This window comes from Algoriphagus sp. PAP.12 (genome assembly GCF_026652115.1).
Classification (GTDB): domain Bacteria; phylum Bacteroidota; class Bacteroidia; order Cytophagales; family Cyclobacteriaceae; genus Algoriphagus.
This window is the reverse complement of sequence record NZ_JAPPSQ010000001.1, coordinates 311,431-336,718: the sequence shown is the minus strand read 5'-3', so window position 1 is coordinate 336,718 and position 25,288 is coordinate 311,431. Positions and strand designations below refer to the sequence as shown.

The 25,288-nt window shown below is 39.5% G+C and carries 23 protein-coding genes; 9 read left to right on the top strand and 14 right to left on the bottom strand.

Annotation, left to right across the window (positions count from 1 at the left end; genetic code table 11):
- Positions 1-74 precede the first annotated feature (74 nt).
- The 8 genes from O0V13_RS01390 to O0V13_RS01355 form a co-directional block, all read right to left on the bottom strand.
- Positions 75-1,196: an ABC transporter permease gene (locus O0V13_RS01390; protein WP_268033203.1), complete on the bottom strand. Its 1,122-nt coding sequence runs from the start codon at positions 1,194-1,196 to the stop codon at positions 75-77.
- Entirely contained in the window at positions 1,193-2,299 is a 1,107-nt protein-coding gene (locus O0V13_RS01385) for an ABC transporter permease (protein WP_268033202.1), read from the bottom strand. Before O0V13_RS01385 ends, O0V13_RS01390 begins: the two co-directional genes overlap by 4 nt.
- Position 2,300: 1 nt before the next feature.
- The gene (locus tag O0V13_RS01380) at positions 2,301-3,044 is read right to left on the bottom strand and encodes an ABC transporter ATP-binding protein (protein WP_268033201.1); all 744 of its coding nucleotides are present in this window, start codon (positions 3,042-3,044) and stop codon (positions 2,301-2,303) included.
- The gene (locus O0V13_RS01375) at positions 3,037-3,957 is read right to left on the bottom strand and encodes an ABC transporter ATP-binding protein (RefSeq protein ID WP_268033200.1); all 921 of its coding nucleotides are present in this window, start codon (positions 3,955-3,957) and stop codon (positions 3,037-3,039) included. Before O0V13_RS01375 ends, O0V13_RS01380 begins: the two co-directional genes overlap by 8 nt.
- Before the next feature lie 2 nt (positions 3,958-3,959).
- Positions 3,960-4,859 (bottom strand): HlyD family secretion protein, encoded by a 900-nt coding sequence (locus O0V13_RS01370; RefSeq protein ID WP_268033199.1) that lies wholly within the window; start codon positions 4,857-4,859, stop codon positions 3,960-3,962.
- Positions 4,860-4,871: 12 nt separating this feature from the next.
- Positions 4,872-6,164: a TolC family protein gene (locus O0V13_RS01365; protein WP_268033198.1), complete on the bottom strand. Its 1,293-nt coding sequence runs from the start codon at positions 6,162-6,164 to the stop codon at positions 4,872-4,874.
- Positions 6,165-6,200: 36 nt separating this feature from the next.
- A complete protein-coding gene (locus O0V13_RS01360) occupies positions 6,201-6,803 on the bottom strand; it encodes a TetR/AcrR family transcriptional regulator (RefSeq protein WP_268033197.1) in 603 nt (200 codons plus the stop codon).
- A gap of 177 nt (positions 6,804-6,980) precedes the next feature.
- Positions 6,981-8,093 (bottom strand): TolB family protein, encoded by a 1,113-nt coding sequence (locus tag O0V13_RS01355; protein WP_268033196.1) that lies wholly within the window; start codon positions 8,091-8,093, stop codon positions 6,981-6,983.
- Positions 8,094-8,165: 72 nt separating this feature from the next.
- Here O0V13_RS01355 and O0V13_RS01350 point away from each other — a divergent pair, with 72 nt between their 5' ends.
- A complete protein-coding gene (locus O0V13_RS01350) occupies positions 8,166-9,404 on the top strand; it encodes a M20/M25/M40 family metallo-hydrolase (RefSeq protein ID WP_268033195.1) in 1,239 nt (412 codons plus the stop codon).
- A gap of 138 nt (positions 9,405-9,542) precedes the next feature.
- Here O0V13_RS01350 and O0V13_RS01345 read toward each other — a convergent pair whose 3' ends face one another.
- Positions 9,543-10,232, bottom strand: a complete 690-nt coding sequence (locus tag O0V13_RS01345) for a LytR/AlgR family response regulator transcription factor (RefSeq protein ID WP_268033194.1) — start codon at positions 10,230-10,232, stop codon at positions 9,543-9,545.
- Positions 10,229-11,320: a sensor histidine kinase gene (locus O0V13_RS01340; protein ID WP_268033193.1), complete on the bottom strand. Its 1,092-nt coding sequence runs from the start codon at positions 11,318-11,320 to the stop codon at positions 10,229-10,231. Before O0V13_RS01340 ends, O0V13_RS01345 begins: the two co-directional genes overlap by 4 nt.
- A gap of 212 nt (positions 11,321-11,532) precedes the next feature.
- Here O0V13_RS01340 and O0V13_RS01335 point away from each other — a divergent pair, with 212 nt between their 5' ends.
- The 4 genes from O0V13_RS01335 (at position 11,533) to O0V13_RS01320 (ending at position 15,001) form a co-directional block, all read left to right on the top strand.
- Positions 11,533-11,955 (top strand): hypothetical protein, encoded by a 423-nt coding sequence (locus tag O0V13_RS01335; protein ID WP_268033192.1) that lies wholly within the window; start codon positions 11,533-11,535, stop codon positions 11,953-11,955.
- A gap of 26 nt (positions 11,956-11,981) precedes the next feature.
- Complete coding sequence (locus O0V13_RS01330; protein WP_268033191.1) at positions 11,982-12,740, top strand: TMEM175 family protein; 759 nt, start codon at positions 11,982-11,984, stop codon at positions 12,738-12,740.
- Between the two features lie 172 nt (positions 12,741-12,912).
- A complete protein-coding gene (locus O0V13_RS01325) occupies positions 12,913-14,130 on the top strand; it encodes a glycoside hydrolase family 18 protein (protein ID WP_268033190.1) in 1,218 nt (405 codons plus the stop codon).
- Between the two features lie 115 nt (positions 14,131-14,245).
- Positions 14,246-15,001 (top strand): COG4705 family protein, encoded by a 756-nt coding sequence (locus tag O0V13_RS01320; RefSeq protein WP_268033189.1) that lies wholly within the window; start codon positions 14,246-14,248, stop codon positions 14,999-15,001.
- A gap of 61 nt (positions 15,002-15,062) precedes the next feature.
- Here O0V13_RS01320 and O0V13_RS01315 read toward each other — a convergent pair whose 3' ends face one another.
- On the bottom strand, positions 15,063-17,129 hold the full coding sequence (locus O0V13_RS01315; protein WP_268033188.1) for a helix-turn-helix domain-containing protein: 2,067 nt from the start codon (positions 17,127-17,129) through the stop codon (positions 15,063-15,065).
- A gap of 236 nt (positions 17,130-17,365) precedes the next feature.
- Here O0V13_RS01315 and O0V13_RS01310 point away from each other — a divergent pair, with 236 nt between their 5' ends.
- The 3 genes from O0V13_RS01310 to O0V13_RS01300 are packed head-to-tail and all read left to right on the top strand — an operon-like array spanning position 17,366 to position 20,146.
- Positions 17,366-17,938: an ankyrin repeat domain-containing protein gene (locus O0V13_RS01310; RefSeq protein WP_268033187.1), complete on the top strand. Its 573-nt coding sequence runs from the start codon at positions 17,366-17,368 to the stop codon at positions 17,936-17,938.
- Between the two features lie 26 nt (positions 17,939-17,964).
- On the top strand, positions 17,965-19,062 hold the full coding sequence (locus tag O0V13_RS01305) for an acyltransferase family protein (RefSeq protein ID WP_268033186.1): 1,098 nt from the start codon (positions 17,965-17,967) through the stop codon (positions 19,060-19,062).
- Positions 19,063-19,117: 55 nt separating this feature from the next.
- On the top strand, positions 19,118-20,146 hold the full coding sequence (locus O0V13_RS01300) for a serine hydrolase domain-containing protein (protein WP_268033185.1): 1,029 nt from the start codon (positions 19,118-19,120) through the stop codon (positions 20,144-20,146).
- Here the strand turns inward: O0V13_RS01300 and O0V13_RS01295 are convergent.
- Together O0V13_RS01295 and O0V13_RS01290 are read right to left on the bottom strand one after the other, a co-directional pair.
- Positions 20,143-22,239 carry a protein-disulfide reductase DsbD family protein gene (locus O0V13_RS01295; protein WP_268033184.1) on the bottom strand — a complete coding sequence of 699 codons (2,097 nt, stop codon included), beginning with the start codon at positions 22,237-22,239 and terminating at the stop codon, positions 20,143-20,145. The genes O0V13_RS01300 and O0V13_RS01295 overlap by 4 nt on opposite strands.
- 92 nt (positions 22,240-22,331) lie before the next feature.
- Positions 22,332-23,720, bottom strand: coding sequence for a dipeptidase (locus O0V13_RS01290; RefSeq protein ID WP_268033183.1), 1,389 nt, complete (start codon positions 23,718-23,720; stop codon positions 22,332-22,334).
- 99 nt (positions 23,721-23,819) lie between these two features.
- On the opposite strand from O0V13_RS01290, the gene O0V13_RS01285 reads away from it, so the two are divergent.
- The gene (locus tag O0V13_RS01285; RefSeq protein WP_268033182.1) at positions 23,820-24,794 is read left to right on the top strand and encodes an NADPH:quinone oxidoreductase family protein; all 975 of its coding nucleotides are present in this window, start codon (positions 23,820-23,822) and stop codon (positions 24,792-24,794) included.
- Here O0V13_RS01285 and O0V13_RS01280 read toward each other — a convergent pair whose 3' ends face one another.
- Entirely contained in the window at positions 24,795-25,238 is a 444-nt protein-coding gene (locus O0V13_RS01280) for a MarR family winged helix-turn-helix transcriptional regulator (protein ID WP_268033181.1), read from the bottom strand.
- Positions 25,239-25,288 lie beyond the last annotated feature (50 nt).

Sequence of the window (25,288 nt, the reverse complement as noted above, 5' to 3'; positions counted from 1 at the left end):
TGAATGGATACAAAAAAAACCGCTAAAAAGCGGTTTTGAATTAATGGGTTGAAAATCTGAAAATTAGAATTTAGCTAGGATGTTTTTCTATAATTCAAGATTGCCCACGTGTTGAAGAATAATGCAAATGCTGCCATTATTTTGAAGTGTTTGGTGACATCCATGAATCCACTGCCTTTCAAAATTACCATTCGCATCACTTCAATGAAATAGGTAACTGGGTTGAATTCGGCGATGGTTTTTGCCCAGGTTGGCATACTTTCAATCGGTGTAAAAAGTCCGCTCATCAGCAAGAAAATCATCATGACAAAAAATGCCACTGACATTGCCTGCTGCTGGGTTTCACTATAGGTAGAAATCAGGAGTCCCACCCCAAGAAGAGCAATGAGATAAATGGCTAAAAAGCCGTACAAAAGTAGAATGCTTCCCACAGGGACAATTCCATAAATCAGCCTCGCTACGAAGAATAACCCGATACTGAAAACGACGATTCCGATTACCCAAAATGGAATTAACTTACCTAATATGAATTCATGTTTTTTGATCGGAGTCACGTTGATTTGCTCAATCGTTCCTACTTCTTTTTCCTTGACGATATTGAGGGAGCACATATAGGCTCCAACCATTGTGACTAAAAAAACTAGGATCCCAGGAACCATGAAAAAGCGATAGTTCATCGTAGGATTGAACCAGTTGGATGAAGCGACATCGATTTGAGGACTCGGATTGTACCGAGTTGGAGAAATCCATTGAAGTAAGACTTCGGCATTAAATTCTCCGATAATTTGCTGAAGATATGCCCCACCCAGATTTGCCTTGGTACCATTAATTGCATTGACAGCTATAAAAAGCGTTTCGCTGTTTTCTCGGACTAGATTTTTTTCAAAGTCAACCGGAATCTCCAAAATCAAATCGGACTTATCTTTTTCTATCTGATCATAAGCAGCTTTGAATGACTCTCCGTAATCGGAAAGTTTAAAATATCCGGATGAGGTGATTTTGGAAATCAACAGCCTGGAATATGGACTTTTGTCATGGTCGACTATGGAAATATTGATGTTTTTGATTTCATAATCAGCAGCCAATGGCATGACCAAAAGCTGAATAATCGGCATCACAAAGATCAACGGTAGCAAAGATTTGTTCCGAAAGATCTGCTTAAACTCTTTTTGCAAAAGGAATTTTAAATTGCTCATTGGAGTCGGATGTTGAATTTTTTGAAACTAATGGTCAAAAAGAATACGGTCATTGAAAATAAAATCAAGGTCTCTTTCCAGATTGCTGCAAAGCCCAAACCTTTGATCATGATGGATTTTGCAATGATGTAATACCATCTACTCGGGATGATATCGGATATCAACTGAAGAGGTACAGGCATATTTTCCAGAGGAAACATAAACCCTGTCAAAAGCATGGTCGGTACTAGCATCCCCATCAATGAAATGAGCATAGCTGCTTGTTGCGAATTAGTGCTGGTGGAAATTAATAGTCCCAAAGAAAGGGCAGCGATAATCAGTAAGCTGCTTTCGAAATAGAATAAGAAATAGCTGCCGTTGAAAGGCATGTCCAAAAGGAAAATGGATAACAAGAGAATCACTGTCAAGTTGACAAGCGACAAAATGAAATAAGGAATTGCCTTGGAAACTATCACCAAAAACGGGTTCATTGGCGAGACCAGAAGAATTTCCATTGTCCCATTTTCCTTTTCTCTCACGATTGAAACGGAGGTCATTAGCGTGCAGACTAACATCAAAACCAAAGCCATCACTCCCGGGACAAAATTGGTTGCTCCTTTGAGCTCAGGATTGTATAGCATTCGGATTTCGGTAATGATCTGAAGCGGTATCGCTTCAGTGACCAGTTCTTCTCGTTGATAGCTGGCGACTATGAAATTGATGTAATTGGTCAAGGTATTTGCCTCATTGGGATCGGAAGCGTCGGCAATCACTTGGATTTGGACAGAATTCTGTCCTAATAAATCCTCATTAAAGTTGACAGGAAATACCAAAACCAAATTGGAGGATCCTTTTTTAAAGGTTTCCTCGATTCCTGCCTGACTCTGTAAGGAAGATGCTATTTCAAATTGATCGCTGGAAGCAATTTTTTCAATGATAGCTCTGGAAGCTGGATCTTTTGCCAAATCCAAAATTGCGATTTTTGAATCTTTGATTTCATTAGTTAGTGCAAATCCAAATAATAAGATTTGAGCAATGGGAAGCCCAAATAGCATAAGCATGGTTTTTCTATCACGAAATACATGGCGAAACTCTTTGCTGACAAATGTGAAAAACTGTCTCATATCAATCTGCTTTTCGTTGTGCTCCACGAGCTAATTCAAAAAACACTTCATCCATGGACTCTGCTGAAAACTGAGACTTGAGGTTGGCAGGAGAATCCATCGCCTTGATTTTACCATCTACCATCATAGATATTCGGTTACAATACTCCGCCTCATCCATGTAGTGGGTGGTAACGAAAATCGTGATCCCACGCTCCGATGCAGTATAAATCAAATCCCAAAATTGACGTCTCGTTACCGGATCGACACCCCCAGTAGGTTCGTCCAGAAATACGATTTTAGGCTCGTGGATAATGGATACTGAAAAGGCTAGTTTTTGCTTCCAGCCCAAAGGAAGAGAGGCAACCAGTTTATTTTTTTGACTTTCCAGACCTAAAGACTGAATCATCTCTTGGCTCTTTATTTTTAGGTTTTGGGAGTCCAAACCATAGATTCCACCAAAAAAGCGGATGTTTTCTGCCACAGTTAGATCTTCATACAAAGAGAATTTTTGACTCATGTATCCGATGTTTTTCTTGATCTTTTCTCTTTCACGATAGACATCAAATCCACCGATGCTTGCTTCTCCTGAACTAGGAATCGACAGACCACATAACATTCGCATCGCCGTAGTTTTTCCTGCTCCATTGGCCCCCAGGAAACCAAAAATCTCCCCTTCCTTTACATCAAATGTGATGGTATCTACAGCGATGAAGTCCCCAAATCTCTTGGTTAGGTTATCTGTTTTTATCACAATTTTATCCATGATTCTGATCCATTAAGGCGATGAAACAATCTTCTATGGTCGGAGTGATTTTAGATATAACCAGCCCCTGATGCCCTTTGGACTTGAGCTTTTCCAAAAGCTGGTATGTAGAATCTTCATCGAAATTTTTGAATATGATATGATGATTTTCTCCAAAGGAATTACAGCTTTTGATACTTGGATTTTCTCTCAAATCTGTGAGTAATTGAATCATATGATCTGATTTGATGGCAAAGAGCGGATAGGGGAACTCCTCAATTATCTTGTCGGGACTATTGACAGTCATGATTTTTCCATCTTGAATCAATGCGATTCGCTCACAAAGTGTGGCTTCATCCATATAGGGGGTAGATACCATGATGGTGATACCTTGGCTTTTGAGTCTTTTGAGCATTTCCCAAAATTCCTTTCGAGAAACAGTGTCAACACCTGTGGTCGGCTCATCCAAAAAGAGAACTGAGGGTCTGTGTATTAGAGCGCAGCAAAGGGCCAATTTCTGCTTCATCCCACCTGATAACTTTCCCGCTCTTCTTGTTTTGAAAGGAGCAATCTGGTCATAGATTTCTTTGATCAAGTCCATATTTTCTTCGACAGAAGTGTTGAATACAGTGGCAAAGAAATTTAGGTTTTCCTCAATGCTTAAATCTTGATAGAGCGAGAATTTGCCGGGCATGTAACCCACTTCTTTTCGGATGTTCTCAAAATCCTTGATCACATCCCATCCATCAACAGTTGCAATACCCTCATCAGGTAAAAGCAACGTAGTTAGAATTCTGAAAATGCTCGTCTTACCTGCCCCATCAGGACCGATCAGTCCAAATAGCTCTCCTTTTTGAATTTCCAGTGATACGCCATCAACCGCCTTGATCTGGCCTTTATTGTATGATATCGATATGTTTTCTAAAGAAATCATTCTTAGTCAAAGCTTACCTCACCGTACATCCCGATTTTATATTTTCCATCATTGGGAACTTCAATCTTCATCGCATAGACCATATTGGCACGTTCCTCTTTCGTCTGGATGGTTTTTGGTGTAAACTCCGCCTTGTCATTGATCCAGGTTACTTTACCTTTTGCCTGATCAAATCCACCTTCTCCATTATCAGTATGAATAGTCACTTCTTGGCCGATTTTGACCTGAGAAAGCTGATCTCCACTGATATAAACTCTTAGTATGATGGATTGAAGATTTGCAATCTTGTACAGAGGTTTTCCTACAGCAGTCATTTCATTTTCCTCTGCATATTTGACCAAGACGGTTCCTTGGACTGGATTGATGATTTTGCTTTTTTCTAACAGATCCTCAATTTGAGCGATTTGGATTTCTAGTGGACTAGCATCGTTAGAGATGCCGGTGGTTGTGATATTTAGATTGGATTTTTGAGCATCAATTTGGGCTCGGATCACCTCTACTCTTGCTTTTATATCATCCAATTGTTTGGCAGTTGCAGCTTGGGCTTTGACAAGTCCTGTAATCCTTTCTTCATCTTTTTCAGCCGCCTTAAGCTCTTCCTGAAGAGCTGCCAATTGAAGAGAAATATTGGGTTTTCGACCATTTAAGGCAACTACCTGAGATTTCAATTGGAGTTTTTTTAAATAAAGTTGAACACTGTCCACATAGCCAATCCATTGGCCTTGATCCAATTGATCGCCTTCCTCAATTCCAAACTCTTTCAAAACACCTCCAGCTTGGGAGGAAATAATGGTTTCTTCCGCTTCAAAAGATCCTGATGCGTCGTATGTTTCTGATTCCTTACAGCCCCAAAGACTAATGCTAAAAAGGAGACCCAAAGTGATTTTATTTATAGATTTCATAAGATTTGAGGCTTAGTTTCCTGAGGTATATTGATAGGTGTGTTGGGCAAATAGGTATTGCATTTTGTGGAGAACCAGGTTTTGCCTTGCCTGATCCACTGCGTTGACATAGGTCATGAAATCATTTCCTGTCAAGGTGCCATATTCAAGTTGGGAAAGAGCTGATGATTTCACCTTTTCGCGGAGATCGATGATTTGCTGATCTGATGCCATCAATAGATCGTACTTGTTGATTTCTTCCTTTTGTCGAGTCAAAGTCGCTTTAGTATTCAAAAGGAAAGTTTCTTGTTGAAGCTCAACAGTGGAGGTCTGAATGTCCAAAAGGCTTTTTTCCTTATTGCTGGTATAGTACCGAGAAATGCTCCAATTAACTCTCAGGCCACCCAAATAGTAGAAGTCAAAATCATTGTTTAGCATATTTAATGCTGGTCTGCCATAACCTCCCTGTAGAAATAGATTGAGTCTTGGGGTATTTTTATTTGAAATCAGATCTTTTTGAATGAGAATAGACTCTTTTTGATTTTTGAAAAGAGCTAATTCAGGACGGGTGATTTGATCGGAAAGATTCAGTATTGCAGGAACCTCAAAATAGGTGTCTTTAGAGATAGATTGATTAATAAAAAGCTCCAGCATTTGAATCATTCCGGATCTTTGGGATTCCAATTCGATTGATTTCTGATCTGCATTAAGCATTTCAGCTTTGAAATAATCTAGCTCACTTGGGAGTGCAACTCCATTTTCAATGGCGGCACTTACCTGTTTAATTCCAGTTTCAATGTCCTTTTTCAGGAGATTCACCTGCTCCTTTTGCTGTTCCAAAAGAAGGATGCCAAAATACAATTGGTTGATTCGATCCTTTAATTGATAGAGCTCTACTTCCAATTGATTATTCTTAGTTTCTGATTGGATTTCAATCGCTTTTTTCTGGCTTTTGATGATAGCCATATCAGTGAGCGGTTGGCTTATTTCACCAAAAACCTTGTATTGATCCTTAGAAAGTACTTCGATATCTGTACCAGGCATCTCCACAGGAATCTGGGTCACATCCGATTGATAGGTAGCTTGCCCATTGATATTAATCTGAGGCAGATTTCCTTTGCCAGCATTTTCCAGAGAGAAATCTCTGCTTTGTTGGATTAGATCCAATTGCTGGATTTTTGGATAATTTTCTCTTGCCAATGTCTGACATTCTTCCAAAGAAAGATGCTGAGTTTGGGATAATGTGGGGACAACAGCAAACAAAAGAAGCAAGGAAGTCAGAGGGACTTTTCTGATCCAAGGTCTTGTTATTAAAATTGATAACATGATTTAATCATTTGTTTAATTGCGGGGTAAATTTTTTTATTTCTTGATCATTAATTGAATCCACTGAGGAATCAGCGTTCTTCTTTCCTCTATGAATGCCATAAATTGTTCGTCGTTGATTTGCCTCATTTCCTTGATCATTGGGCTGGCCATAAATGGGAATACCGTCAAGCCCAAGATGTTTACAATGAGATGAAATGGATTGATGCCGGTCTGTTTTGTTTCCTTCAGTCTCTCTTCAAGTTGTTGCATGAAGCTGGAAGAATTCAAAACTCCACGGAGTTCTGATTTTTTGACTAGAGCATCAGGGTTGGATCTCAATTCGTTTAGTAGGAAAATCGGAATGTTGGGATTTGCCGTCAATTGATCCAAGTAGTTATTAATTATTATTTGGATTTTTTGATCCAAATCAGTAGATGTATCTACAAAAGCCCCGCGAATGGATGAGAAAAAATCTTCCAAGCTGTCAGACATGACTAGTTCAAAAAGTCTCTTTTTATTTCTGAAATAGTAGTTCAATAGAGCCAGATTAATTCCTGCTTCTTCCGCAATATCTCTCGTTCTAGTTCCAGAATAGCCTTTTTCATGGAAGATTTTTCGGGCCGCTGTTTTGATTTTCTCTTCTGTGCTTTGATCCATTTGGGTCTAGAGTGATTACTAGTTGAATATTTCAATACAAATGAAAATCATAAATTTTTTTAAACAAAATGTTTAATCAGTTTTTTTAATCAATTGATTAAAAAAACTGATTTGATTTTCTAAATTCATAAAAAAAACCGCTTTTTGAGCGGTTTAAATCAAAGGGTTGATTTTCAATTAATCTCCTATCCATTCGGCGACAAAAAGATTGGTGTCGCGAGTACCACCATTGTTTCTGTTAGAGGAGAATACCAAATATTTTCCATCATTTGAGAATACTGGAAAGGCGTCAAAGGTGTCATTTTCTGTGATTCTGACTAGCCCCGTGCCATCCAAATTAATCATGTACAAGTTGAAAGGGAAGCCCCTTTCAGTATGATGATTGGAGGCGAAAATGATTTTTTCTCCTGATGGATGGAAGAATGGAGCCCAGTTTGCCTGACCCAATTCAGTGATTTTTCGGATATCAGTTCCATCTGCATTGGCAACGTAAAGCTCCATTTCAGTAGGTTTCACCAATCCTTCGGCAAGCAATTCTTTGTATTCTGCAATTTCCTCGTCGGTTTGAGGTCTAGATGCTCTCCAGATCAGTTTACTTCCATCAGGAGAGAAAAAAGCTCCTCCGTCATAGCCCAAATCTGAAGTGATTTGCTTGATATCTGAGCCATCAATATTCATTGTATAAAGTTCCAAATCCCCTGTTCTCATAGAAGTGAAGACAATTTTGTCACCTTTTGGAGAAACAGTCGCTTCCCCGTCATAACCAGGGTCGCCAGTCAGCTGGCTGATGATATTTCCTTCCAAGTCCGCCGTGAAAATATCATAGCTATCATAAATCGGCCAAACATATTTTCCATCGGTTCTCCTTTCCGGTACAGGAGGACAAGCATCTCCTCCCAAATGGGTAGAGGCATAGACGATGGTTTCATTACCTGGTAGAAAATAAGAACAGGTTGTTCTTCCCAAGCCAGTTGAAAGTCTTTGAGGAGTGTTGTTTTTCAGGTCGTCGGTTTGCCAGTTGGTATAAAAAATCTGATCGCACTCATTTCCCCACTCTGCATAGTCGGATTGGAAAACCAACTTGCTATCATCAAATGACCAATAGGCCTCGGCATTATTTCCTCCGAAAGTCAATTGCTTGACGTTTTTCAGAAATTTCATTTCGTTTTCTGAAAGAAGTAGAGAATCTAAAGCTGTGTGGTTGGAAGTGGTGATTTCTTCAGTAGTTTCTACTGCTTTTGGTCCACAGGCAAATGCCAATGCAACCAAGGCCAGTAATTTTAGTCTCATGAGTAATTCGAGTTTAAATTATTGCAGGCCGAAGATACCAATTATTATCTTTGGTCTAAACCAAAGAAAGATATGAAAATCCACCACCTCTACTTTTCTGCCATTCTGTTATTGGCAGCAGTTTCATGTAATAAAGCTCCTTCTGACGCAAGTCTTTTGGCCGATCTCAAAACGGATGTTTATTTCCTAGCTTCGGATAATTTGGAAGGAAGATCTATTGGAACCCAAGGTGAGGAAAAAGCAGCTAAATATTTAGCGGAAAGATTTCAAAAAATCGGTTTGACTCCGAAAGGAACAGATGGTTTTTTTCAGGAATTCACTGTTTCCAAACCTACCAACCCTCATGAAGAAGCGGTGATCGGGACAGATGGTGAAGGAGTGACTGGTAGAAATGTGATCGGTTATATCGATAATGCCTCAGACGAAATCATTGTGATTGGAGCCCATTTTGATCACTTGGGTATGGGAGGTTCCGGCTCTTTGCATAGAGGAGATTCTGCAATTCATAATGGTGCGGATGACAATGCTTCTGGAACTGCAGCTTTGGTTGCTTTGGCAGAGATTCTAAATTCTGAAGAGCATCCATATGATTTTCTTTTCATCGCTTTTTCTGGTGAAGAAAATGGACTTTGGGGATCAAATTATTTCGTAAAAAATCCGACCATCAACCTTGAGAAGGTGGATTATATGATCAATATGGACATGGTGGGTCGATTGAATGATGAAAATACCTTGGCGATCAACGGTGTAGGAACTAGTCCAAGCTTCGTTCCTGCTTTGGATTTGGTTAATAGAGACAGTTTGAAATTAGTAACCTCAGAATCTGGAGTTGGGCCATCCGACCATACTTCTTTTTATCTTCAGGATTTACCGGTACTTCATTTCTTCACCGGTCAGCATGAGGATTATCATAAGCCAGGTGACGATGCGGAGAAAATAAATTATGAGGGTCTTTTGAAGGTGGTTCGATACATCGATCGATTGGTCGATCAATTGGATACCGAGTCAAAGTTGGCATTTAATAAGACCAAAGATGATTCTGGAGATTCTCCTCGATTCACAGTTTCCCTTGGTGTGGTTCCGGATTACCTGTTTGATGGAAAAGGAATGCGAATCGACGGTGTATCTGAGGACAAGCCCGCAAAATTGGCGGGTTTGGAAAAAGGAGATGTAGTGGTTCAACTGGGAGATTCAACGATCTTTGATATGATGAGCTATATGAGAGCATTGAGTGCCTTCCAAAAAGGGGATGAAACGCAGGTTGCCTATGAAAGAGATGGGCAGAGATTAGAGGCTAAGGTTAAGTTTTAAGGAATTTGAAGAAAGTTGGGGAATTCATATCCCCTACTTTCCTCTTCCAAATCCAAAAAAGCTATAATGGTTTTTTTCCAATTATGGTACTTTTGAATGACTGAAAGTCCCTTTTTTAATCAAATAGAAGCTTAATTCTTATTCAAACTCCGCCAACTTTTCCAAAACCTCTTTCTTGAAGGATCTGCTGATAGTCAAAGCTTTTCCTCCTATTTCCAGGTATTCGTTTGTGTAGGAATCAATTCTTGAAATATTTCCAATATAGGACCGGTGAAAGCGGATAAACTGCTTTTCGGGAAGTTTTTTCTCGAAATTGCTGATGCTTTCCCTTACGATAGAAACTCGATCAGGGAGGTGGATTTTGATGTAATCCGCATAGCTTTCAACGAATAGGATTTCTTGAATCCCGATTTTTTCCATTTTCCTATCCTGCCTGACGAAAATAAAGTCTGGCCTTTCGTTAATGGGGTTTGAAATGCTTTTTGATTCTCTGACTTTGTTCACAGCCTGAAGAAAGCGCTCGAAAGGTATCGGTTTCAACAAGTAATCAGTCGCTTCCAAATTGAAGCCTTCTACTGCGAATTCCCGATAGGCTGTCGTGAAAATAACTTGAACATCCTTAGGTAAGATCTTGGCCAAGGCAATTCCGTCAATCCCCGGCATATTGATATCTAAAAAAACTAAATCGATTTGATTTTTTTGGATCTCACTGAAAGCATCATGGGCATTACTGCAAACTCCCGTGAGGTTGAGGAAATTGACTTTGGATACAAATTCCTTTAAAATATCCTGAGCAATTGGTTCGTCATCTACGATTAGGCAATTCATACAGAAACAGGATTTGGAGTTAAGGACTCAAGTTTGAGAGTTACCTCAAAGAAATCAGCGGAATTATTGACGATGAACTGGTGCTTTTTGGGGTAAAGTAGTTCCAATCTTTTAGCGATATTTTGAAGCCCTATGCCGGAAGATTCCAAGTTGACTTTTGCCAGGGATTCATCTAGTCTATTTTTGGAACGGAACTCAATTTGATCGTTTTGTACTTCTATTTTCAATTCAAGAAATGGATTGTTTTCGTCGAATTTCCCGTGTTTGAAACAATTTTCGACTAATGGGAGGAAGAGCATCGGAGCGATCATTATTTGATCTGCTTTCTTAGGAAAATCAGTTTTCACATTAATTCTTGATCCATGTCTCATCTTTTCCAAAGCCAAATAATCTTCCAAATGAGCTATTTCATCTGCCAGCGGGACCATGCTCTTTTTGGTTTGGTATAGGATGTAATCCAGCAGGTTAGATAGCTTCAAAATCAATTCTGGTGTCTGATTACTTTTTGCGATGGCCGAGCCATAAATAGTATTCAGTGTATTGAAAAGAAAGTGGGGATGGATCTGCATCTTAAGATAGGAAAGTTCCTCCTGCTTCAATTGCAGTTGCCCATTGATTAAAGTGTACTGGAGTTCCTGATTTCGGATTTGGGTTTTGATATTTTCCTGATAGGCAGCAAATACGGAAGTCATTAAGACCACGATGTAGACAGCAATGATGATCAAGTATAGGTTTTTGGTCAATAGGAATTCTCCTCCCAAAAGATCCAGCGTATTTATAAAAAGCACCCCATAAAAGGAAGAAAGTCCGATGAGAAATATGGAGATTACCAGTGAGTAAAAGGTATATAGTGCGAAAAGTCCATACTTCTGTTTAAATAAGTACTCTGGGATCAAGTGAAAGCTAAAGACATTGACCATTCCCATGGTGACTGGAAGTAAAAAGAATCCAAACGTAAAGGCGGGCCCTAAATTGGAAAGGGTGATACCGAAGTAAAAAGCAAAAAACAACAGAGAACCAGCAGCAATACCTATTTGCTTTCCTAGTTCTTTGCCCACTTGTTTAAATACGAAATTTCGATTCTTCATTGAATGGGACAAGGTCTTTGAAAATTTCCTTTTTCCAAAAAAATTGCGATAGATGACTGTTTTAGCAGGACTGATTGCATTCAGAAGGCTCGCTTTCCCAATTTTCGGATAAATTTGGTAGAAACTAATCTCACAAAGGTCATTGGTCGCATTAATTAAAATGAGCTATTTGATATGGGTAGTATTGTCCCATCAACAAAACAACAAATCAAATGAACGTACTTTCTATTAGCTGGAGCTTGGTTTTGGGATTTAACATAATCGATCGATTCCAAGAAGGAGGCACACTCGGAATGACCTTAGTCCTACTATGTCTATTAATTGCGATTTTTTTTTCATTCAAAGCATTTACTGGCTTAGCAGGGCCTGAGGCAGAATTTTCGAAGAACAAAAAGCTGATTCAGCATGCGGCTTTACTTGGATTGGTGATCTCTTTTATGAATTCGCTTTTAGCATTGATTGGAGCATTTGATGCGATAGAAGCAGCGGGAGATATTGCTCCTGATGTATTGGCAGGAGGTTTAAAAATCACTTTGCTATCTCCACTATTTGGTCTACTGGTCTTTATTATTGGGCATATCTCCAGTTTTGTGTTGACCTGGATGAGAAAGGCCGAGCTAGAGACTGACCAATAAATACTTATGGTCTAAACAAAATTTAAATGCCTTCTGCGGTTGCAGAGGGCTTTTTTGTTAGAATTACTATATATTTAATTCTAAGAAAATACCAAAATGAAATGGAGCTCAAGCATCATCCAGACAGAAAGAATTTTCAAGTAGATAGATTGATCTTTTTTACAGATGCCCTCTTTGCAATCGCCATTACTTTGTTGGTCTTGGAGATTCATATTCCAATGGTTCCAGCAGGTGCATCAGAAGGTGAGTTTGTGAATGCAATGCTTGAGCTATTACCTAAATTTGCAGGTTTTTTGGTCAGTTTTTTTATTATTGGATTATACTGGTTCGTTCACCATTCCCTGTTTGGGTTTGTAGTGAATTATACCCCGAAGCTATTTTGGTTGAATCTGATTTTTCTACTTTCCATCGTTTTGATGCCTTTTTCTACCTCGGTTTATAGCAGTTATTCTACACCTGAGCATATCTATTTAGTATTACCATTTGCAATTTATGCTGCCAATATCTCCTTCACGGGCATTATGAATTATGTGCTTTTGAATTATATTTTTAAACCTGAAAATGGAGTGGCCGAACATATTCCATCTAAGGATCAGATTTTGTTTTCGAAGCGAAGGGCATTGGCGATTCCTGCTATATTTTCAATTTCCGTTTTGTTAACGATTTTTTTGCCAGGCATAGGGAGAATGTTCCTATTTGTAATCCCTTTTGCCATGAAATTTTTGAGGCCCAAAGGAAATCTCAATAAATCTGATGAGGAAAAAGACACCTCCAAATCCGATTAATTTTCTCCTTTAACTAGTCCTTTTTGGAAAGCGCCTCTTTTTCCCTTGGTTTATCCAAATAATTGATGCTTTGGTGGAAATAAAAAGAATGTTTACATGCTGAATACGAAAAAATAAATGAAGTCTTTGTAACTTCATCGAAAATATATAGCAAGTTTAAACCAACCTACCTGTGAACTTAACCAAAATAAATTGCTCCCTTTTAGCATTGACTATGCTGGTTTTGGGCTGTTCTCCTCAGGCGACAGAGGAAACAAAAGAAACAACTTCGAGTGAAGTGAAAAACCCAAATCCCGTAATCATGGCCTACTATGTGCCAGAACGAGATTATAAACCTGAATCAATCCCTGTTGAGGAATTGACCCATATTATTTTTTCATTCACCAATGTGATTGATGGAGAAATGAAATTTAGAAACCCTGAGGTAGCCGGTCCTAAACTGGAAGCTTTGGTGAAGCAAAAGGATCGTAATCCTGAATTGAAAGTGATGATTGCCTGTGGTGGATGGGGAGCAGACGGATTTTCAGATATGGCTTTGACAGAGGAGAGCAGAGCCAAATTCATCCAAAGTGCTCATGATTTCATTGAGAAATATCAGCTTGATGGAATGGACATGGACTGGGAATATCCAGGAATCTCCGGTGCCGGAACTATGGCTCGTGAAGAAGATACTCAGAATTTCACAGCATTGATGAAAGGCTTGAGAGAGATGTTGGATACGTTTGAATCACCTAAAGTTTTGACTTTTGCATCTGCGGGATGGAAAAAATATTACGATCATATTGAGACTTTGGAAGTGATGAAGTATGCTGATTACACCAATGTAATGACCTATGATCAAGTTTCCGGTGTATCAATTTATACAGGTCACCACACTCCTCTTGGAGACATGAAAAGTTCAGATGTGGAAGGCACTCCATTCGGCGCTCATATGGATAGCTTGTACCAAAGTGGTGAGAACTTAGATGCAGACCCTCGTTCCGCGCAGAAAATTGTTGATTTCTTAATCGCTGAGGGAGTTGATCCAATGCAGATCGTAATCGGTGGCGCATTTTATGGTAGAGTATGGAAAGGAGTTCCTCCAAAGAATAATGGCTTGTATCAGCTAAGTGGAGGTTTGCATATTGGCTGGATGGCTTATCACAGCATCCGTGATCAATATGAGCCAGATTCCAATTTTAAGAGGTTCTGGGATGAGAAAGCGCAAGCTCCTTACATGTACAATGCTCAGGATAGTCTCTTAGTTTCTTATGATGATACCGTTTCAGTGGCTTTGAAAACCAAATATGCCATGGAAAAAGGCATAGGCGGAATCATGTTCTGGGAATTGGGCAATGACACCAAGGAAGAAGGCTCTTTGTTAGACGCGATCTACAAAGCAGCTCACTAATAAAATCTTAAAAGACCTTCGGGATAAAATAACTCGAAGGTCTTTTTTATAAATGCAATTTTTTTGTCTTCTAAATTTCTTCCAATTCTGATTTTACATTGGAAGAAAAAAGACCATGAATCAGCTCAATAAAGTTGCTCCCATCACGCTTTTGTTTTGGTTGATGAAGATTGTAGCAACCACACTGGGGGAAACCTTGGGAGATTTTATTTCTCAAACAATGAACTATGGCTATGTTGTCGGAATCTTGATCACTCTTGCTCTTTTTTGCACTGTTCTATTTTTTCAATTAAGGGCGGATAGATATACTCCTTACAAGTATTGGTTGGTCATTATCGGTACCACTACTTTGGGAACAGAGATTTCTGATTTTATGGATCGAACGCTCAATTTTGGATATTTATGGGGTAGCTTGGTTTTGGTTTTTGGTCTTTTGATTACCCTTTCTCTTTGGTTCAAAAAGTATAAGTCTATTGAGGTTTTTCCAATTTTTGAAAGAAGCAAAGAGTTTTACTTCTGGGTAGCAGTTTTGTTTTCCAATAGTCTAGGAACAGCATTTGGTGATTTTTTGAGCGATAATATTGGTTTAAGTTATGTTCATGGAGCATTGGTGACAGGCTTGATCATCTTTGTGGTGGTACATTTACATTATTTTACCAAAATCAATCATGTGCTTCTATTTTGGATTGCTTTTATATTCACAAGACCTTTCGGTGCTACTTTTGGAGATTTTCTAACCAAACCTTCTGCTAAAGGTGGACTTGATTTAGGGACATTAAATGCATCTATGGCTTCGATAGCTTTAATAATTTTGATGATATTTTTTGAGCATAGAAACTACCAAAAATCTAAAAGTGCCATTTCAGATTAATTCTTTAAAAATTTATACAATTCTTGAAACCAAAAGGAAATTACATTTTAAAAAGGCATAGTTAAATCAATCCCTCAGTCTCCAAAGATTTTTTGATTCTGGCATTTCTTTCCCAGAACCGATCCCTGATTTTTTGTATGGTTTTGTCAAAATCAGGATGCTGTTTCAAAGGCTGAAAAATGGGTTCCTCTTCCAGCATCAGAAACCAAAACTGGAAATTTTCTGCATTTGAAAAAGCTTTGAATTCTTCCATCGCCTCATCAATCTTGCCTTTGAGGATATAGCTTATTGCTAAGTTTAAGTTTTTGTAAATGGAATTATCATTCCGGGCAAATTCATCAAAAGACTCGAACATTTTTTTTGCCTTTTCAGTCTGTCCAACTTTTTCATAGACCATTCCGATTTTGGCATTTTCCCCCATAAAAAAATTTAATCCGGCCATTTCACGTGCATCGACAAACTGGTCTAGGTAGAAATAGGCACTATCATAATTCTCCTCTAGGTAGTATAGCTTGCCGATATCCTGTAGAATATCGAGTCTGTTTTTGTCTTTTTCCCATTCTCTAATTAAGAGCCGCTGAGTTCTTTTAAGATCTCTGTCTTTGGCATAAAGAATGAATGCCCTCAAATGTGGCGAATAGTAATTGGTGGAATCATATGCCAATGATTTGTTTACATATCTCAAGGCTTCATCTACAAAGCCAGCGGAAACCAAGGCGTTACTGAGCTGTAAAAAGGTATAGCTTTGTGTGGTAGAATCAGATGCGCCCAATTGTAGCTTGACAGCCTTTAAAGCGTACTCAATGTATTTTTCGGTGTTTGGAGAAAGGCGGAAATAAAAATCAGCTAGCATTTGGATTGCTAAAGCTGAATTGGGATTGTACTCCATAGCCTTTTCTAAATAAGGCTGGGCTAGAGTATAATCTTCTTTCTGAATGTAATAAAAAGCTTTTGCACAAAGACCTTCCTCAGATTTGGAGTCGTACAATAAAGCCTTGTCAGCATAGTAATTGATGTCGTCTGTAAATTGCTTCTCTTCTTTGAACATTTCCAGCAAGTAATAGGAAATGGCCACGTTCGCATAGGCTAGGGAAAATTCTGGATCCTCGTCAATGGCTTTTTTGAAAAGTACAATTGCCTTTTGAAGGCTTTCATTGGTTCTGGCTAAAAAGGGATCCAAACCTTGAAGGTAATAGTCGTAAGCAACGAGGTTTTCGGTTGGCCTTTTTTCAATCTGTTCTAGTTCACTTGGAGTCACAATAACCTTGATAGCTCCTGCTATTTGGCTTGCAACCTCATTTTGTAGATCAAAAATATCAGCAAACTCTCTTTTGTATTGTTCTGCCCAGATTTGCCTTCCTCCGACAACATCTATCAATTGAATATTCAACAATACCTGTTGCCCGACTTTCTGACCACTTCCTGTCACAAAATAGCTGACATCGAGTTCCTCTGCGATTTCAGGAATTGAAAGCTTACTGTCTCTATATTTTTCCACAGAAGATCTGCTGACCACCCGGAGCTCATTGATCTTTTGAAGGTTGTTGAGAGTGGACTCCATCAAACCATTCACAAAGTATAAATTGGAAGAGTCCAGACTTTCATTTTTGAAAGGCAAAACGGCGATGGACTTTTCCACATCAGATTGATTTTCATTTCCCTGCGGGAAAAATTGATAGATCAAAAAAGCAAATGCAGCTAAAGCGAGTATGCCAATAATTGCCTTGACAAAAAGGGGCTTTTTTGGTTTTTCCTTGTTGTCTTGGACTTCCTTTGGAGGTGACTTCGATTCTTGTTTTGATAATTCTCCCGGAGAAAAGCCATAAAGTTCTCGGAAGCATTTGATGAAATAAGAGACACTTCCAAAACCTACGCGATCAGAAATCTCGGAGATAGTTTGGTTTCCTTCTTTCAACAAATCCATTGCAATCTCCAAACGAACTTGCCTGATAAAAACACTTGCAGAGAGATTCGTTGCCGCTTTGATTTTCCTCAGCAAATTAGATCTGCTCATATTCATAGCTTCCGCTAATTCAGATACTCCGAATTGCTCATTGGTGGCATTTTCTACAATGATCGAAGTAGCCTGGCTTAAAAAATCTTCTCTCTGTGTTGGGTTTTCTGACATGCTGTGTTAAGGAGCTTGAATTTAGAAAAAATAATCAAGATCAAAACTTCATAAAACGCACTAAATCGGCTCTTTAAATGGAGTTATGCTTCATAATTTATATTCCTGCATCATAGTTTTTATCCTTTTTCAATAGTTGATAAATGTCGAAACATGCTTGATAACCCCTGCCTAGACCCTCTCCATAGCTTTGTGATATTCAAATTTTATTCAAGCAAAAACAAAATTCTAAAATCATGAAAGCTTCAAAAATCAACACAATTTCAGCAACACTGATGATGTTTTTCATTTCTATCTTGTCGACTTCTTGTAGTGAGGATAAAAAAATTGAGGATGCAAGTACCAAGATAGAAGCTCCAGAAATGGATATCCATACGGCAGTCCTGGCAAACAATTTAGAAGTGGTTAGACAACATATCGAGGCTGGTACCGATATCAATTCAAAAGAACCCTTTAATGGAGCTACTCCTTTGATCTCGGCTGCCACTTTTGGCAAAATCGAAATTGCGAAAGCCTTAATCGATGCAGGTGCTGATCTTTCGATTAAAAATCAGGATGGTTCTACACCTCTTCATTCAGCAGCCTTTTTTGGAAGAGTTGAGATTGTTCAACTCCTTTTAGAAGCCGATGCGGATAAGTCCATCATCAATAATTATGGTGCGACGGCCAGAGAAACAGTCGCAGGGCCTTTTGAAGAAATCAAGCCTGTCTATGAAATGATGAAACAACAGCTGGAACCGCTGGGTCTCCAATTGGATATGACCGAGCTCGAAAAAAGCCGTCCAGTGATCGCCATGATGCTTCAATAATCTCTCTCTTTTTTAATGATTAATTCATGGAACGCAGATATGACATTGACTGGCTTCGGGTGATAGCAATTGGGCTTTTGCTCATCTATCACATAGCCATAGTATTTCAGCCTTGGGCTATGTTTTTGGGCTTCATCAAAAGTGATGAATTGATCGAGGGCTTATGGAAAATCATGTCCATCCTTAATGTGTGGAGGATTCCTTTTTTATTCTTTGTCTCTGGGATGGGAGTGTATTTCGCTATTCGGAAGAGAAGCTGGAAACAATTGCTATTAGAAAGAAGCAAGCGGATTTTATTGCCGCTTGTTTTTGGGACCGTGGCGATTGTTCCTCTTCAATTCTACTTGTTTCAAAGCTATTATAAGCTGCCCTTATCGTATTATTCTCATCCCGCACATTTGTGGTTTTTGGGGAATATTTTCAGCTACGTTGTAATTCTGTTCCCCATCTTTTTCTACTTGAAAAGGTCCGAAGAGAAGGTATTCCAACAAAAGCTTTCAAAGCTTTTGGGAAATCCAATCGGTGTGCTTTCCATCTCCTCAGTTTTCGTATTAGAAGCTGTTTTGGTAAAACCGCAGGTTTTCGAAATGTATGCTATGTCTTGGCATGGATTTTTTTTGGGCTTTTTGGCTTTCTTCTGTGGTTTTCTTTTTGTCTATTCTGGGAAATGCTTTTGGAATACCGTTTTGAAATGGAGATGGTTGTATCTAAGCTTGGCAATTGGGTTTTATTTGGTTCGCGTGATGGTTTTCAATTTGAAATCTCCCAATTATCTGATGGCGATTGAATCAAATACCTGGATTTTTGCCATTTTCGGATTCGGTTTTAAATATTTGAATAAGCCAAATAAGAGTTTGACTTATTTGAGTCAAGCGGCCTATCCAGTCTATATCATCCACATGTTTGTGTTGTTCTTAGCCTCGATAGTAGTTTTACCCATGTCAATTCCTGTTCTTTTAAAATTCGTATTGATAGTTTGCCTCACTCTTTTGGGGTGCTTTTTTATCTATGAGTTTATCATTCGGAGAATTGGAGTTTTAAGGCAATTGTTTGGCTTAAAGTGGGAGGGAATTAAGATTAAAAGAATTAGTGTAAAGGAAAAAAGTTTGCAGAAATCGGTTTAGAATTGAATCCGGACTTTCCACCTAATTCAGGACCGATAATTTTGAATCATAACTTATGAAAAATAAAAAACGGATTTTCCAGATCATTTTACTGACAAGTACAGCTATCTCTTTGTTCTATGTACCATGGTCAATTATCTGGGCTTGGCTTCCTCCGGTTCCAGATACGATTGAGGAGCAATTAGAAGATGGATTGGATTATGGATTTGAAGGAATTATTGTTTACGTCGATCAGAAAGGAAAAGAGCCTCAGTTTTATGCCGCAGGCTGGCATGATCGGGACAAAAAGATACCTGCCGATCCTCATGCCTTATTCAAAATCGCCAGTGTGGGCAAGTTGTATCATGCCGTGGCTATCGCTAAGTTGGTGAAGGATGGAAAGCTTTCTTTGGATGGGACACTAGCTGAGTATTTTCCCGAGCTGAGAGATAGAATTGAATTTGCTGATCAAATCACACTTCGAATGATGGTGCAGCATAGAAGTGGGATCCCCAATTATACCAATTATCCGAATTATTGGAGCAATCCTCCTCAAACTACGGAAGGCATTCTTGATTTGGTCTTGGATCAACCGGCTTCTTTTGCGCCTGATGGAGGATACGAGTATTCCAACACCAATTATTTGCTGATATCTGAGTTGATCGAAAAAGTCACAGGAAGTAAGGCCGAATTTTTCAAAACCAGAATTTTTGAGCCTCTAGGGCTAAAAAATACTTTCATGTCTTTGGATGAAATCAATATGGATAGGCTGATGAGTGGCTATTATGTGGGAGTGGATCAGGATCTGAAAACAGATAATGTTGGGGGAATCATTGCCACGGCCGAGGATGTGGGGATATTCCTGAGAGCCTTAAATGATGGGTCTATGTTTGAAAATGGCGAACAGGAGATTTATTCTTCCATTTATGTTTATAATCATACAGGCCTGATTCCCGGTTACCAAACCATCGCCGAATATCATCCCGACTTGGATGCAGTAGTTATCCAGTTTACGAATACCGTCAATTTTGAGGGGTACAATTGGAACCTATCGGAGATCCTTTACAATCGAGTGGTAAAGATTTTGGGGAGACAGGGACATTAATTCCTCTTCCCAAACTCATCTTTAGCACCATCCAAAAAGTCGATGAAAGCCTGGATATCTGTATCATAAGCTCGTGGTGAAGCCAATAATTCCCCATCGTGATCCAAGATTACATAATAGGGTTGAGCATTGTTTTCAAATTCCGTAATCTGATAATCTGCGTTTTGCTTGCCGATGGTCTTCTTGACTTTGCCATCGTATTCAGAAGTAAACCATTCACTTTCTGGAAGCTCTGTTCTTTCGTCGATGTACAAAGCGACCATCACAAAGTCCTCTTTCAACCTTTTCAATACCTCAGGATCTACCCAGACATTTTCCTCCATCTTACGGCAGTTGACACAACCGTGACCGGTGAAGTCAATTAAAAGTGGCTTATTGGCTTTTTTTGCAGCACGCATCGCCTGATCATAATCGAAGTATCCTTTGATTCCATGTGGGATTTCCAAAATGTCTCCATACTTCACAGGTTCATCCAGAATATAGCCTCCATCGGCTTCAGAGCTGCTTTCTCCCAATTTAAAATTTTGGGTAGTCAATGGAGGTAAGTAGCCACTTAGATACTTCAATGGTGCACCCCAAAGGCCCGGAATCATATAAACCACAAACATAAAAGTGACCAAGGCCAGAAGGAGTCTAGGTACTCCAATGCTGTCCATTTTGGAGTCGTGCGGAAGTCTGATTTTCCCTAATAGATATAGTCCCAAGGCTGAGAAAATTACGATCCAAATGACTAGGAAGATGTCTCTATCCAAAATTCCCCAATGGTATACCAAGTCTGCGATGGACAGGAATTTGAAGGCTAAAGCCAATTCTAAGAATCCTAAAACTACCTTAACTGAGTTCAACCAACCACCTGACTTCGGAAGTCTATTCATCCATTCAGGGAAAATGGCAAATAGGGTAAATGGGATCGCAAAGGCTAATGAGAAAGAGAACATCCCCAAAATTGGCTTGAGCAGCTCACCACCTGCGGAAGAAATCAAAATGGAACCTACAATCGGTCCGGTACAAGAAAACGATACCAAAACCAGGGTAAAGGCCATAAAGAAGATACCCATCAAACCTCCCTTTTCTGCTTTCGCATCCACTTTGTTGACAAAAGAAGAAGGTAAATTGATCTCAAATAAGCCTAAGAATGCAAGTGCAAAGAATATAAAGATGCCAAAGAAGAATAGGTTGGGAACCCAATGAGTAGCTAGCCAATTGGCGAACTCAGGTCCTTGGATCGCTGCAACTGCCGTACCTGCTATCGTGTAAATCGCGATAATTGAAAACCCATAGATGAAGGCATTTCTGATTCCGCTTGCTTTCGATGAAGCTCTTCCAGTGAAAAAGCTAACTGTCATCGGAATCATGGGAAATACACATGGAGTCAAAAGTGCCGCCAGTCCCGCCAAAAATGCCAAGACCATAAACCCCAATAAACTGGATTCTTCTGGACTGGTCAGTTCAAATTTGGTAGGTTTTGAGGAAGTTGCGTCTGAGTTATTTTCCGAAACTAGAGTATTAGAGTCGAAATCAGTTTGGTTCTCAGTGACAACACTTGTAAATGGGCTTTCTTGATCTTCCACCTGAACTGATTTTTCAGGTTCTTGACTTTCAACTTTTGGAGATTCTACTACATTTTCAACTGGTGTAGAGACATTCGCTTTCGCCGTAAAATCCAACAGAATATCCTCTTCGTAATTGATGCATTGCCCCGTAAGGTCTGTACACATTTGGTACTCTAAAGTTCCTTTTACTTGTCCAGAAGTAGATTTGAGAATTAGCTTTTGTTGAAAAACACCCTTCTTCATGAAATAAGTGATGTCCCCTTCCCAGGTATCATCATATTTCGTTTTGGCACCAACTTCATTGAGTTTTCCCTCGATTTGATACTGATCTGAGAGATCCAGTTTCAACTCAGTCAACAATGGCCCCAAATCTGGATCAAAGCTTGTTCCATACACATACCAGCCGGCAGGAATGTCCGCTTCAAAAATCAAAGTAACTTCCTGACCTACGGTCGGATTGGCAGGTTCTATTCTGCTGGTCCAAATTGGAGGTTTAATGATTTGAGAAAAAGCGGAAAAGCTCACCAGTAGCAAAAGCATACTGAAAAAGCCGAATTTTTGAATGGATTTGAAGCTCATAAACTCATAGGGAATTAAATCACAACGGATTTAACTGGGCGAATGGTTCTGTATTATTGGTCACTTAAGGCTTTGAAATGACGGAAGAAGGCAGCTATGGTTTCGATACCCATAAAATAATTCTGAACTCCATAATGCTCATTTGGTGAGTGTAGCGCATCTGTATCCAATCCAAATCCATACAAAATAGGATCTGAGCCTAATTCTTTTTGGAACAAGGCAACAATAGGAATTGATCCCCCTTCACGTGTAGGGATAGGCTTTTTGCCGAAAGTTTCTTCCATTGCCGCTTCAGCTGCTTTATACCCAACCGATGTGTCGGAAACTACCGCAGGAGAACCGCCATGATGGCTTTTCACTTTCACTTTTACGCCCGCAGGAGCGATAGATTTGAAATGATCCTCGAACAATTGTGCGATTTCATGCCAATCCTGATCAGGAACCAATCTCATGGAGATTTTTGCATAAGCTTTGGAAGGAAGTACAGTTTTGGCACCTTCACCGATGTATCCACCCCAAATTCCGTTGACATCCAAGGTTGGACGGATTCCAACACGCTCGATGGTGGTATATCCTTTTTCACCGAAAACAGTATCCACGTCGAGCTTTTCCTCGTACTCCTTCAAGTCAAATGGAGCTTCATTCAATCTTCCTCTTTGCTCCGCTGTCAATTCCTGTACTTTGTCGTAGAAACCTGGGATCGTGATATGCTCATTCTCATCTTTAAGAGAGGCAATCATTTTGCAAAGGACATTGATTGGGTTCGCAACAGCGCCCCCATAAGTTCCGGAATGTAAGTCACGGTTTGGTCCGGTTACCTCGACTTCCATATAGGCCATGCCTCTTAAGCCAACTGTGATAGATGGATCTTTCATGGAAATCATATGCGTATCTGAAATCAAAATCACATCCGATTTTAGCTTCTCTTTATTCTCGATGACGAATTTATCCAGGTTGTCTGAACCGACTTCCTCTTCACCTTCAATCATGAACTTCACATTGCAAGGAAGTTCGCCAGAGGCCATCATCGCTTCAAAGGCCTTCACGTGCATGTAAAATTGTCCCTTATCATCAGCAGATCCACGGGCAAAAATCGCCCCTTCAGGATGGATTTTGGTTTTCTTGATGACCGGCTCAAATGGTGGAGAATCCCATAATTCGTATGGGTCTGCCGGCTGGACATCATAGTGCCCATATACCAAAACAGTCGGAAGGCTAGGGTCCACGATTTTTTCTCCATAAACAATCGGATAACCTGCTGTTTGGCAGATTTCTGCTACATCAGCACCTGCTTTGATCATACTTTCTTTGACAAAATCTGCAGCTTTGAACACATCATCTTTGAATTTAGGATCTGCGCTGACAGAAGGGATTTTCAAAAGATCGATCAGTTCGTTTAGGAATCTATCTTTGTTGGATTGGATAAAATCGTTTACAGCCATGGGTTTGTATTCTATTTGTTTAAGGGCCTCAAAATTATCGCTTTCGATAGGAAATGCCTACTTTCAAGCCACTTTTCTCTGACTCAAAACCCAAACTCTATGAAAGCCCTGATTTGTGAAAAATTCGGAATGCCTGAATCTCTTTTCGTAGGTGAAATTCCTGACCCCGTTCCTAGTTCAAATCAAGTTCTTGTCCACGTTCAGGCCTGTGGAGTGAATTTTCCAGATATTCTGATCATTCAAGATAAATATCAATTCAAACCCAAATTGCCATTTTCACCGGGTGGAGAGTTGGTGGGAAAGGTAATTGCCTGTGGAAATGGGGATTCCAAATTTCAGGTTGGAGATTATGTGCTAGGTTTGAGCGGATGGGGTGGTATGGCCGAAAAGGCCTTAGTGGATGAAGATCGGATTTTTAAACTACCGAAAGCTATCTCTCCCGAATTTGCAGCTGCCACTTTATACACTTATTCCACTTCATATTATGCATTAAAGGATAGAGCTAATCTCCAAAAGGGAGAAACCTTGCTGGTATTGGGAGCCGGAGGAGGGATCGGTTTGGCTGCTGTTGAGTTGGGGAAAATAATGGGAGCCAAAGTAATTGCAGCTGCATCTTCTGTGGATAAGTTGGAAGCAGCTAAAGCAAAAGGAGCTGATTTGACGATCAATTACCATGAGGAGGATTTCAAGAGCCGAATCAAAGAATTAACAGAAGGAAAAGGAGTGGATGTGGTTTTGGATCCAGTAGGCGGCAAGTACACCGAATCAGCTTTGAGAGGAATGGCCTGGGGAGGTAGCTATTTGGTGGTAGGATTTGCCCAGGGAGAAATCCCAAAAATTCCGATGAACTTACCTTTGCTAAAAGGTTGCACCATTGTGGGGGTTTTTTGGGGCAATTTTTCCAGAAAAGAATCAGAAAAGAACGGAGAAAATTTAGATCAGTTAATGAACTGGATGGTAGAAGGAAAGATCCAAAAGCCGGAGGTTTCAACTTATTCTTTAGAGGAAGCTCCAATTGCTTTGAAAGCTATGATGAATAGGAAATTGGTGGGAAAAGCAGTTGTGATGATATAATCAATCCTTATTTTCCTCTTCCTGGAAGCCTTTGATTTTGCCTTGAAGCAATTCCATGGCAGTGATAAAAGTACCCACTTCGATATTTTCCTCCCCGCCAAAATCAATTTCCAAACGATGCAAAGCGGCGTTGATTTTGGATTGAAGGGTTTTGCCGGGATAGGTAAGTTCTACTTTCACTTTACGCTCATCCTCTTCGCTTCTGACCCTTTTTACATAATTGTGAGATTCCAACTTTTTTATCAAAGGAGTAAGGGTGCCAGAATCCAAGGCTAATTTTTGTCCGATTTGGTTGACGTATTGCCCGTCTTCTTCCCAAAGAACTGCCAAGGTAAGGTACTGTGGATAAGTGATTTCAAATTCATTCAACCGAGACTGAATAGCTTGAATTAAAAGTCTGGAATTGGTATAAAGTAAAAGGGAGAGTTCTCTAAGGTTTGCCATAAAATCTAAATTTGACTCAATTTAATTTGAATCTATGGAAATAGAAAACT

Coding starts and splice junctions, on each gene's coding strand:
- O0V13_RS01335 (WP_268033192.1), top strand. CDS start 11,533: ATGAACGTACTTTCTATTAGCTGGAGCTTGGTTTTGGGATTTAACATA.
- O0V13_RS01360 (WP_268033197.1), bottom strand. CDS start 6,803: ATGGATCAAAGCACAGAAGAGAAAATCAAAACAGCGGCCCGAAAAATC.
- O0V13_RS01375 (WP_268033200.1), bottom strand. CDS start 3,957: ATGATTTCTTTAGAAAACATATCGATATCATACAATAAAGGCCAGATC.
- O0V13_RS01305 (WP_268033186.1), top strand. CDS start 17,965: ATGGAACGCAGATATGACATTGACTGGCTTCGGGTGATAGCAATTGGG.
- O0V13_RS01300 (WP_268033185.1), top strand. CDS start 19,118: ATGAAAAATAAAAAACGGATTTTCCAGATCATTTTACTGACAAGTACA.
- O0V13_RS01345 (WP_268033194.1), bottom strand. CDS start 10,232: ATGAATTGCCTAATCGTAGATGACGAACCAATTGCTCAGGATATTTTA.
- O0V13_RS01280 (WP_268033181.1), bottom strand. CDS start 25,238: ATGGCAAACCTTAGAGAACTCTCCCTTTTACTTTATACCAATTCCAGA.
- O0V13_RS01370 (WP_268033199.1), bottom strand. CDS start 4,859: ATGAAATCTATAAATAAAATCACTTTGGGTCTCCTTTTTAGCATTAGT.
- O0V13_RS01290 (WP_268033183.1), bottom strand. CDS start 23,720: ATGGCTGTAAACGATTTTATCCAATCCAACAAAGATAGATTCCTAAAC.
- O0V13_RS01315 (WP_268033188.1), bottom strand. CDS start 17,129: ATGTCAGAAAACCCAACACAGAGAGAAGATTTTTTAAGCCAGGCTACT.
- O0V13_RS01355 (WP_268033196.1), bottom strand. CDS start 8,093: ATGAGACTAAAATTACTGGCCTTGGTTGCATTGGCATTTGCCTGTGGA.
- O0V13_RS01390 (WP_268033203.1), bottom strand. CDS start 1,196: ATGAGCAATTTAAAATTCCTTTTGCAAAAAGAGTTTAAGCAGATCTTT.
- O0V13_RS01380 (WP_268033201.1), bottom strand. CDS start 3,044: ATGGATAAAATTGTGATAAAAACAGATAACCTAACCAAGAGATTTGGG.
- O0V13_RS01350 (WP_268033195.1), top strand. CDS start 8,166: ATGAAAATCCACCACCTCTACTTTTCTGCCATTCTGTTATTGGCAGCA.
- O0V13_RS01340 (WP_268033193.1), bottom strand. CDS start 11,320: ATGAAGAATCGAAATTTCGTATTTAAACAAGTGGGCAAAGAACTAGGA.
- O0V13_RS01285 (WP_268033182.1), top strand. CDS start 23,820: ATGAAAGCCCTGATTTGTGAAAAATTCGGAATGCCTGAATCTCTTTTC.
- O0V13_RS01330 (WP_268033191.1), top strand. CDS start 11,982: ATGCCTTCTGCGGTTGCAGAGGGCTTTTTTGTTAGAATTACTATATAT.
- O0V13_RS01385 (WP_268033202.1), bottom strand. CDS start 2,299: ATGAGACAGTTTTTCACATTTGTCAGCAAAGAGTTTCGCCATGTATTT.
- O0V13_RS01365 (WP_268033198.1), bottom strand. CDS start 6,164: ATGTTATCAATTTTAATAACAAGACCTTGGATCAGAAAAGTCCCTCTG.
- O0V13_RS01320 (WP_268033189.1), top strand. CDS start 14,246: ATGAATCAGCTCAATAAAGTTGCTCCCATCACGCTTTTGTTTTGGTTG.
- O0V13_RS01295 (WP_268033184.1), bottom strand. CDS start 22,239: ATGCTTTTGCTACTGGTGAGCTTTTCCGCTTTTTCTCAAATCATTAAA.
- O0V13_RS01310 (WP_268033187.1), top strand. CDS start 17,366: ATGAAAGCTTCAAAAATCAACACAATTTCAGCAACACTGATGATGTTT.